This is a genomic window from Mesorhizobium sp. M7A.F.Ca.CA.001.10.2.1 (assembly GCF_003998575.1).
Taxonomy (GTDB): domain Bacteria; phylum Pseudomonadota; class Alphaproteobacteria; order Rhizobiales; family Rhizobiaceae; genus Mesorhizobium.
Genome location: NZ_RZQY01000560.1, coordinates 1 through 4,120, shown reverse-complemented (window position 1 = coordinate 4,120; position 4,120 = coordinate 1). Strand labels below are relative to the sequence as shown.

The following is a 4,120-nucleotide window of genomic DNA, read 5'->3' as shown; positions in this document are numbered from 1 at the left end:
ATGGAAGAGGCCAAGCACCATGTCGCGCAGGCCAACGCCGAGCTCGACAAGAACGGTGGTTTCGTCGACGAATTCGTCATTTGCCGCAGCGCCGGCGAAGTGATGATGGCGCCGCGCGAAAACGTCGATCTGATGGACGTGTCGCCCAAGCAGATGGTGTCGGTGGCCGCGGCCCTGATCCCGTTCCTGGAAAACGACGACGCCAACCGCGCTCTGATGGGCTCGAACATGCAGCGTCAGGCCGTGCCGCTGGTGCGCGCCGAGGCGCCGTTCGTCGGCACCGGCATGGAGCCGATCGTCGCCCGTGACTCGGGCGCCGCCATCGGCGCCCGCCGCGGCGGCATCGTCGACCAGGTGGACGCGACGCGTATCGTTATCCGCGCCACCGAAGATCTCGATCCGGGCAAGTCCGGCGTCGATATCTACCGGCTGATGAAGTTCCAGCGTTCGAACCAGAACACCTGCATCAACCAGCGTCCGCTGGTTCGCATGGGTGACCGGGTCAACAAGGGCGACATCATCGCCGACGGTCCGTCGACCGAGCTCGGCGATCTGGCGCTCGGCCGCAACGTGCTGGTCGCGTTCATGCCGTGGAACGGCTACAACTACGAGGACTCGATCCTCCTGTCCGAACGCATCGTCGCCGATGACGTCTTCACCTCGATCCACATCGAGGAGTTCGAGGTCATGGCGCGCGATACCAAGCTCGGACCGGAGGAAATCACGCGCGATATTCCAAACGTCTCGGAAGAAGCGCTGAAGAACCTCGACGAAGCCGGCATCGTCTATATCGGTGCCGAAGTTCAGCCGGGCGACATCCTGGTCGGCAAGATCACGCCGAAGGGCGAAAGCCCGATGACGCCGGAAGAGAAGCTTCTGCGCGCCATCTTCGGCGAAAAGGCATCCGATGTGCGCGACACCTCGATGCGCATGCCTCCGGGCACTTTCGGCACGGTCGTCGAGGTGCGCGTCTTCAATCGCCACGGTGTGGAGAAGGACGAGCGCGCCATGGCGATCGAGCGCGAGGAGATCGAACGCCTCGCCAAGGACCGCGACGACGAACAGGCCATTCTGGACCGTAACGTCTACGCGCGTCTTTCCGACGTGCTCGTCGGCAAGGAAGCGATCGCCGGACCGAAGGGCTTCAAGAAGGGCTCGACGCTGTCCAAGGATACGCTCGACGAGTATCCGCGTTCGCAGTGGTGGCAGTTTGCCGTGGAGAACGAAAAGCTCCAGAGCGAACTCGAGGCGCTCCGTGGCCAGTACGACGATTCCAAGAAGGCGCTCGAACAGCGTTTCATGGACAAGGTCGAGAAGGTCCAGCGCGGCGACGAAATGCCTCCGGGCGTCATGAAGATGGTCAAGGTCTTCGTGGCCGTGAAGCGCAAGATGCAGCCCGGCGACAAGATGGCCGGCCGTCACGGCAACAAGGGTGTCGTGTCGCGGATCGTTCCGGTCGAAGACATGCCTTTCCTCGAGGACGGCACGCATGCCGATATCGTGCTCAACCCGCTGGGTGTGCCGAGCCGCATGAATGTCGGCCAGATCCTGGAAACGCATCTGGGCTGGGCATGCGCGGGCATGGGCAAGAAGATCGGCGAGCTGATCGACACGTACAAGGCAGCCGGCGACATCAAGCCGCTGCGCAAGACGCTCGAGAGCTTCATCCCGGCCAACGACCGCAACGAGCCGGTTCGTGACTATGACGACGAGAGCATTGTTCGCCTCAGCGAGCAGATGCGCCGCGGCGTCTCGATCGCGACCCCGGTGTTCGACGGCGCGCATGAGGCTGACATCAACATCATGCTGGAGCAGGCGGGCCTGCATACCAGCGGTCAGTCGCAGCTCTATGACGGACGCACGGGCGAGCCGTTCGATCGCAAGGTGACGATGGGCTACATCTACATGCTCAAGCTTCACCACCTCGTGGACGACAAGATCCACGCGCGTTCGATCGGTCCGTACTCGCTCGTTACCCAGCAGCCGCTGGGCGGCAAGGCGCAGTTCGGTGGCCAGCGCTTCGGCGAGATGGAGGTCTGGGCGCTCGAAGCATACGGCGCCGCCTACACGCTGCAGGAAATGCTGACGGTGAAGTCCGACGACGTCGCCGGTCGTACCAAGGTCTACGAGGCGATCGTGCGTGGCGACGACACCTTCGAGGCCGGCATCCCCGAGAGCTTCAACGTTCTCGTCAAGGAAATGCGGTCTCTCGGCCTCAATGTCGAGCTGGAGAACACCAAGCTCGACGACAACCCTGTCCGGCTGCCCGATGCTGCCGAATAGGGGCGCGGCCGAGTAAACAAGACGTTCGGTCGCGGAAATCGCGACCGAACGCACCAAATTCTTCGGCCGGTGGCCGACACACGACGGCGGGCGTTTGGCCCGCGCTAGATGCAAGGGGTTTTCGAGGACCCCGAAAAGGAGAACGGCATGAACCAAGAGGTCATGAATCTCTTCAATCCGCAGGCGCCTGCGCAGGTGTTCGATTCCATTCGGATATCGCTTGCCAGCCCTGAGAAGATTCTGTCCTGGTCTTTCGGCGAGATCAAGAAGCCGGAGACCATCAACTACCGCACCTTCAAGCCGGAGCGTGACGGTCTGTTCTGCGCGCGCATTTTTGGCCCGATCAAGGACTACGAGTGCCTGTGCGGCAAGTACAAGCGCATGAAGTACAAGGGCGTCATCTGCGAGAAGTGCGGCGTCGAAGTCACGCTGTCGCGCGTTCGCCGCGAGCGCATGGGCCATATCGAGCTGGCGGCTCCGGTCGCCCATATCTGGTTCCTGAAGTCGCTGCCGTCGCGCATCGGCACGCTGCTCGACATGACCCTGAAGGACATCGAGCGCGTCCTCTACTTCGAGAACTACATCGTCACCGAACCTGGCCTCACCGCGCTGAAGGAGCACCAGCTGCTCAGCGAGGAAGAGTACATGATCGCCGTCGACGAGTATGGCGAGGATAGTTTCACCGCCATGATCGGCGCCGAGGCCATTCATGACCTCCTGGCGGGCATGGACCTGGAGAAGATCGCCGGCGACCTGCGTTCGGAACTGGCTTCGACCACCTCCGAGCTGAAGCAGAAGAAGTATCTGAAGCGGCTCAAGGTCGTCGAGAACTTCATGGAATCCGGCAACCGTCCGGAATGGATGATCATGAAGGTGGTTCCGGTGATCCCGCCGGACCTGCGTCCGCTGGTTCCTCTGGACGGCGGCCGCTTCGCCACGTCGGATCTGAACGATCTCTATCGCCGCGTCATCAACCGCAACAACCGTCTGAAGCGGCTGATCGAGCTGCGCGCTCCCGGCATCATCGTGCGCAATGAAAAGCGCATGCTGCAGGAAGCCGTCGATGCGCTGTTCGACAACGGCCGTCGCGGCCGCGTCATCACCGGCGCCAACAAGCGCCCGCTGAAGTCGCTGTCCGACATGCTCAAGGGCAAGCAGGGCCGGTTCCGTCAGAACCTGCTCGGCAAGCGCGTCGACTATTCCGGCCGCTCGGTCATCGTGACCGGTCCGGAGCTCAAGCTGCACCAGTGCGGCCTGCCCAAGAAGATGGCGCTCGAACTGTTCAAGCCCTTCATCTACGCCCGTCTCGACGCCAAGGGTTACTCCTCGACCGTCAAGCAGGCGAAGAAGCTGGTCGAAAAGGAGCGTCCGGAAGTCTGGGATATCCTCGACGAGGTCATCCGCGAGCATCCGGTGCTGCTGAACCGTGCGCCGACGCTGCACCGTCTCGGCATCCAGGCGTTCGAGCCGATCCTGATCGAAGGCAAGGCGATCCAGCTGCACCCGCTGGTCTGCACGGCCTTCAACGCCGACTTCGACGGCGACCAGATGGCCGTTCACGTGCCGCTGTCGCTGGAAGCGCAGCTTGAAGCCCGCGTGCTGATGATGTCGACCAACAACATCCTGCACCCGGCTTCCGGCGCGCCGATCATCGTGCCGTCGCAGGACATGGTTCTGGGTCTCTATTATCTCTCGATCGTCAACCAGAACGAGCCGGGCGAGGGCATGGTGTTTGCCGACATGGGCGAACTCCAGCACGCGCTCGAGACCAAGGCGGTGACGCTGCACTCCAAGATCAAGGGTCGTTTCCGTACGGTCGACGCCGAAGGCAAGGTCG

2 protein-coding genes are annotated in these 4,120 nt (G+C 62.5%); both read left to right on the top strand.

Going from position 1 to position 4,120, the window contains the following annotated elements; translation table 11 throughout:
- On the top strand, positions 1-2,283 hold a 2,283-nt coding region (gene rpoB, locus EN964_RS27230), incomplete at its 5' end, for a DNA-directed RNA polymerase subunit beta (protein WP_127276967.1).
- Positions 2,284-2,430: 147 nt separating this feature from the next.
- The coding region (gene rpoC, locus EN964_RS27225) for a DNA-directed RNA polymerase subunit beta' (RefSeq protein WP_127264091.1) at positions 2,431-4,120 on the top strand (1,690 nt) is incomplete at its 3' end.